Source organism: Streptomyces sp. Wb2n-11 (assembly GCF_001049855.1).
In the GTDB taxonomy this organism is placed as follows: domain Bacteria; phylum Actinomycetota; class Actinomycetes; order Streptomycetales; family Streptomycetaceae; genus Streptomyces; species Streptomyces altiplanensis.
On record NZ_CVPB01000001.1, the window covers coordinates 7,577,078 to 7,583,077 of the forward strand.

Annotated in this window: 2 protein-coding genes and 4 pseudogenes; 3 read left to right on the plus strand and 3 right to left on the minus strand. The window is 66.3% G+C overall.

From position 1 onward, the window contains the following. Positions 1-1,223 precede the first annotated feature (1,223 nt). A pseudogene (locus tag BN1555_RS34410) lies at positions 1,224-1,948 on the minus strand (IS6 family transposase). Between the two features lie 175 nt (positions 1,949-2,123). On the opposite strand from BN1555_RS34410, the gene BN1555_RS38625 reads away from it, so the two are divergent. After that, positions 2,124-2,711 (plus strand): hypothetical protein, encoded by a 588-nt coding sequence (locus BN1555_RS38625; protein WP_141662941.1) that lies wholly within the window; start codon positions 2,124-2,126, stop codon positions 2,709-2,711. Positions 2,712-2,778: 67 nt separating this feature from the next. Here BN1555_RS38625 and BN1555_RS34420 read toward each other — a convergent pair. Next, positions 2,779-3,602: pseudogene (locus tag BN1555_RS34420) on the minus strand (transposase family protein). 178 nt (positions 3,603-3,780) lie between these two features. Then, positions 3,781-4,649, minus strand: a pseudogene (locus BN1555_RS34425) (IS5 family transposase). A gap of 660 nt (positions 4,650-5,309) precedes the next feature. Between BN1555_RS34425 and BN1555_RS34430 the strand changes: the two are divergent. Further along, entirely contained in the window at positions 5,310-5,612 is a 303-nt protein-coding gene (locus BN1555_RS34430; protein ID WP_093803055.1) for a hypothetical protein, read from the plus strand. 106 nt (positions 5,613-5,718) lie between these two features. Further along, positions 5,719-6,000, plus strand: a pseudogene (locus BN1555_RS41020) (lytic polysaccharide monooxygenase); the annotation flags it as partial.

Genomic DNA, 6,000 nt, shown 5'->3' on the forward strand with positions numbered 1-6,000 from the left:
CGTTGACGAGGGTCTGCATGCCGGCGACGGATAGGTGATCCCGGCGCAGGTGCCGCCGTCACGCAGACAGGTCCATGCGGCCGTGGCGTCGAACCAGTTGTTGGCCGCGTCCGGGTACGGCTCGTTGAACAGGTCGAAGATGACCGCTCCGTTCCCCTTGAACATCGTGGCCCACCTGGACCAGAACGTGGGGGTGTAGCGCGCGTTCGGCATCGGCTTCTGACAGGTGGCCGCGACGTCCGGGCAGCCTCCGCCGGGGCCGGTGTACTCGCCCAAGTCCAGTGCAGGTCGAGGATCACGTTGATGCCGTTGTCCACCAGGAGGTCCGCGTAGGTCTTGACCGCCTGCTGGTACGCCGCCGCGCTGGGCGCTGTCGGAGGTAAGTTCCCGGTGCCCAGCCAGCTTCCTCGTTCAGCGGGATCCGGACAGTGTTGATCTTCCATTCCTTCATCGCGTCGACGGCCGCCTGGTCCGTCGGCCCGTCGAATATCTCCTTGCCTTGGACACAGCCGAACTCCCCGCCGACCGGTTGACGCCCAGTGGGCGGAACGTGGAATTGGACCCGGTGACCAGGCGGTTGCCCGACACGTGCAGTGTCGGCGCCGCGGCGACCGTGATGCCCTGCCGTCTGCGGCGGACTGACCGGCCGCCGGCGAGGCGACCCGCCGAGGCCGGGCCGCCGAATCCGGCCACCGAACCCGCCATAAGTACTCGACAACGCCGAAAGCCCGAAGGGCTCTTCGCATGCTCATCGCACTCTCCCTCAACGCACCTATATGACCGATCACTCCATATGGGAGCGCTCGGCGAGAGACCGGCCTCAGAGCGGGTTCCACAGTGGGCAATGCGCCTCTACCTGGCTGGATGACCTTCGATACTGTGCATAACGCTCTTCCGACGATCGTGGGAGCGCTCCCATAGAGAGTAAGCGTAGACGCGCCGGGCAACTGGACGAAAGCTCTCTGCAGGACTTGCTTCTGACGTCGAACCCTGAGGCTTCGGAAGCGGGCAGAGGAGGGTGGTCGACGAGAGCGAATGAGGGCGATTCATTTGCGCGACAAAAGTCCGAATGCTCAGCCCCTGCACGGAGCCCAGAGCGGTCGGCGGCTTCTGGGCACCGCAGGCCCCCGGCATGCCCTCCGAGGGGCGCTGTCACGTTGTTGGGCGTGTTGGTGCCTGACGGCGCGTCGGGGCGTGGTGGGTTTTGTGGTCCGGATCTGGGGTCAGGCTGTGGTGGGTCGGCGGTGACGCCGGTGATCTGGTCCCAGATGGCGGAAGCGGACGGTCATCTCGGCGCGGTAGTCGGAGGCTGTTATCAGGTGAGGGCGGGGTCGGAAGTGGGGTGAGATGCCGCTGAACGCGGCCAGGAACCGTTGGGTTCCGCCGACGGAGCGGAAGCCTTTCATCGCGCGTTTCGCGCTGCCGGGTGGGCTGATGACTGTTCTCGGCCCGGTTGTTCAATCCCTTGTGGGCACGGTGCTCGACCGACGGCATCACCTCCGATGGGCCGCGCCGTAGGAGCGGAGCTTGTCGGTGACGACCACCCGCGGCACCGAACACGTCTTCTTCAGCAGCCTGCGGAAGAACCGCCTGGGCGCAGCGGCGTCCCGCCGTTCTGGACCAGGATGTCGAAGCCGGTGCCCTCCTGGTCGACGGCCCGCCACAGGTACTTCCGCTCTCCGTTGATCTTCACGAGGACCTCGTCCAGGTGCCACTTGTCCCCGGGCCTCGGCTGCCGGCGGCGCAGGCCGTTGGCGTGGGCCTGCCCGAACTTGCCGCACCAGCGGCGGACGGTCTCGTGGGAGACGAGTACGCCGCGCTCGAGCATCAGCTCTTCGATCTCGCGGAACGACAGCGGGAAGCGGAAGTACAGCCACACGCAGTGCGAGATCACCTCGACCGGATACCGGTGCCCCTTGTACGACGGCGACACACTCCCCACGGACAACCCCTCCCCAGCATGACCAACCCGAAGATCACCCCACCCGGTCAGCCAACGTGACAACGCCCTCCACGCCATCGAGGGCGACACCACCCTCCATGCCACCACCCGCTGTGCCCACTGCGCTCCACGCCTTTTCCCGCTCCGCTGGGGCGTTCTCCACCACCGCCGGGTATACCTGATGTATTCTCCTGGGTATGGCGACACAACGATCAAGGTCGAGGACACGGTGCGGGACCGCCTGGCGCTCCTGGCCGCGGAGAAGGGCACGACGATCGCCGGACTGGTCAGCGATTTCGCTGCCCATACCCCGACCGAGAGTGAACGGGCCGAGCGTGTGGCCCGCACCCTGTCGGTCCTGCGGGACTTCGCCGGCTACACCCCCACGCCCGAACAGGACCCTCCAGGCGGACGCCGAGCTGGCCCGCCGCCTGGACGGTGCGGCGTGAGCCCTGCCGCTCCCGCCGATGCCGCGGTGGACGTGCTGCTGGACGAGAGCGCGCTCCTGGCGCTCGGGTCGGGCAATGTGCTGGTCTCCCGGATCCTGCACCAGTCCGCCGCGACGGACGCATGGCGTGTCCACGTCGCACTCGCCGCCCTCGCGGACGCCCGATCGCCTGCGAACCGGGCTCGCCACACATGTTGCGATGCTCGACCAGATCATCTTCCACCCCCTCGACCTGGCCGGCTCCTCGACGCCTCAGGCCGCACCCGCTCCCTGGGCTGGGCGCACACCCGCTACGTCGCTCAGCCCCACTCAGACCCCTGACGGTGTACGCGTGGTGACCACCGACCCCAAGACCTGGGCCGAGGTCGACGTCCGCGTCCTGGACATCTCACCTGACCCGGGCGCTCCTCTCACCGCATACTGAGCCTTTTCCACCTTGATCAGGAGGCAAGTTCGAGGCGACGACGGCATGGACGACGCCGGTGATCCGGGTGGTGCTGCAGCGGAGCTTCCGCAGGAGCCGCCAGCATTTGAGGGTGGCCATGGCACGTTCGCCGAGACTGCGGATTTTTGGTGTGATCTCGGTTGTGTCGCCGACGCCAGCCGCGCAGGCCCTTGCCCCGGGGCGGGACGCGGACAGCAGGACCTGCGCCCTGATACGCCTTGATGCTCCTATAGAAGTCAAGTCGTCGGCCCAGCACTTGATGGCGTCGGCGGCGAGAGCGGCGGGAATGCCATGGGTCCGGCCGCGGTCAGATCGTGCACGGCCCCGGGTAGCGCGTCCGAAGCCCAGATCAGACGGCCGGCGGGATCGGCGAGGACTTGCACGTTCATCCCGTGGTGCTTCTTCTTCCGGAGTAGTACGGCCGGTCGGCGGCGATGCGGTCGATCGCCGGCACGGTGCCGTCGAGGATCACGTACGCCTTCTTTTCCGCACGGTCTCCATGGCCTGTTCCAGCGTGGGCGCGAGTGCGGCCAGGAGGTCGACGGCCCTCGCGTATGCAGCGGTAGGCCGTGGCGATCCATGCGGAAGCCCGCGGCGAGACGGGCGTAAGTGTCGCCGCAGCGCAGGTGGGCCAGGACGAGCAGAGCCTGCCAGCCGCAGGTCACCGCCACCGGAGAGCCGATCCGGCGGCGGTGGCCTGCGAGAAGACCGGAGAGGTAGTGCAGGTGTCGGCTGGACAGATCGATGGCGGACGGGTGGACAAGCACGAGAGCTCCTGGCGGACTGTGATCTTGGTGTGAACCCGTCTACCAGGAGCTTTTTTCACGTCCGCGGCCGGGGCCGCCCGCCCACCACCCGTCAGGTTGAAAACGGCTCGCTGGCAAAAACCAGCAACAACAGGGTTGTCCCGCCGCGGGCGCCCTGACCACTGAGAGGGCGTTTGATCTAGGCAGATTGCCTTTTATTTCCTAGTAAGTTTTCTCGCCAGGTGGGTGTGGTCTCGTCCGTTATGCGCTTGGCGAGGTTATCGATCGATGCGATGTGGATCATGGCTTCGGAGCTGGTGGTGTGAGGGTCTCGTAGTCGCGGGCGAGGCTGCGGTGCATCATGATTCAGCCGATGTTGCGCTCTACCACCCAGCGCCTTTTCACGACATGGAAGCCGCGTTCCCGGGTTGGCGGCTGACGACCTCGACGTCGATTCCGAGGGTGGCGCCGTGTTCGATAACGGCGTTTTTTGAAGCCGGTGTCGACCCAGCTTTTCGCGACGGTGGGGTACATCTCCTTGGCCTGGTCGAGGAGACGTATTCCCATGGTGTTTTCGGAAGAGGCCGGCACCGGCGACGGTCACGGCGAGGATGAGGCCGATCGTATCGGTGAGGATGCCTCGCTTCCGGCGACGATCTTCTTCGCGGCGTCGGTTTCCCTGGCTGTTCAGGGGCACATCGGTGGAGGTCTTGACGCTCTGAGTGTCGATCACCGAGGCGGTCGGTTCGGGCTTGCGGCCCTCCTTCCCCCGGGCGAGCACGGTCAGGTCGTAGTTGAACTGGGTGAAGATTCCTTCGTCGCGCCAGGCGGCGTAGTAGAAGTAGACGGTGCCGTGGCCGGGGAAATCGTGTGGGAGGTATTTCCAGGGGATTCCGGTGCGGTTCAGGTAAAGGATCGCATTGAACACGTTCGCGCAAATCGACTTGGGCCGGTTTTCCGGTGGGGCGGCGTTCGAGCCGGGCATTCCCGCCAGGCCGTCAACGTCGGCTCGATCAGGGCCCATCGGGCGTCGGACAGGTCGCTGGGTAGGCCTTGCGCCTCACTCACGGCACAGCGTGAGCATGGGTATGCCGGAAGGCTCTGTTCCGCAGGAGGGTGGGAGGTTCTGGCATATCTCTACGTCAGACGGGTTTCCAAGACCAGAAGCGGATGAGACGGGCCACCCGGGTCGCGCCTTGCCGGGCAGTATTCGAATCTACAGGGTGAACCATGCTGAAACGGGGCACTCGCATAAGTCAATTACCCACTGTGACCTGCATAAACGCCCTCTCAAATCCGGTGCTTGCCCGTTGCGCGGTTGAGCCAGACCCCACCCGCTGACCTGCACCTCCGAATTTCATTCGACGGATTGTGGGTTCACAGGGTTGTCAGAGACATCCCGGGCTCCTATAGTCGCGATCGAAACCGACGGGTGGGACGCGCTCCCATCAGTGAGGGGATGGGAGCGCTCCGGAAAACCGCCCAGCTCCCCTGTCGGCTCCGGTTCCCTCGGAGAGAGGCCCCGCATGCGATCGTCACCGCACTGCCTCCGCACCGTCCGCGCCCTGTTCACCACGGACCTCCCGGACTACGAGGGCAAGCCTGCGGACCCGATGCGCGACCCGAACTGCACAAGCGCCCAAAGCGGGCAACGACCCGGCCGGCCTGAGATCCGTCGCGGGGACCGCGTCCAGCATCTCGCCGGCCCGGACGACGGCCACCGACAATGTGGGCGTCACCGGCTACGACGTCTACCGCGGCGACATCAAGGCCAACTCCTCGCCGTCAACCGGCACCGCCTTCACCGGCACCGGACTGGGCACCCCGTCCGCGAGCGCGGACGCCTACCTCGAGATCGGGTTCAAGAGCGGCAGCCCGGCCGCCGGGAAGGACTCCTGTGACTTCCAGTTGAGGATGAGCAAGTACGGCTGCTCCGCCTTCGACGAGGACGGCGACTACAGCCGCAGTACCGAGGCCTTCCATGCCGACGCCCCGAAGCTCCCCGCCCAAGCGGACAGTTACCTGGCGTAGGGCACCCCGCCCGCCTGACCGGCCCGGCGACTGCCGAGGAGAAAGACGCAACTCCACCCACCACAGGAGACACCATGGCTCGAAGCAAGAGACGATCACTGTCCTTATGGCGGTGCTGGCCACCCTGCTCAGCGGGCTCGGTCTGGCCCTGATCGGCCAGAACAGCGCGCAGGCGCACGGTGTGACGATGACGCCCGATCGCGGACCTACCTGTGCTATCTGGACGCCAGGACGAGCACCGGCGGGCTCGACCCGACGAACCCGCCGTGCAAGGCGGGGCTCGCGGAGAGCGGCTCGACCGCGCTGTACAACTGGTTCGCCGTGCTCGATTCCAACGCGGGCGGACGCGGACCGGGTTACGTCCCGGACTGGGCAGAGCCTGTGGGCA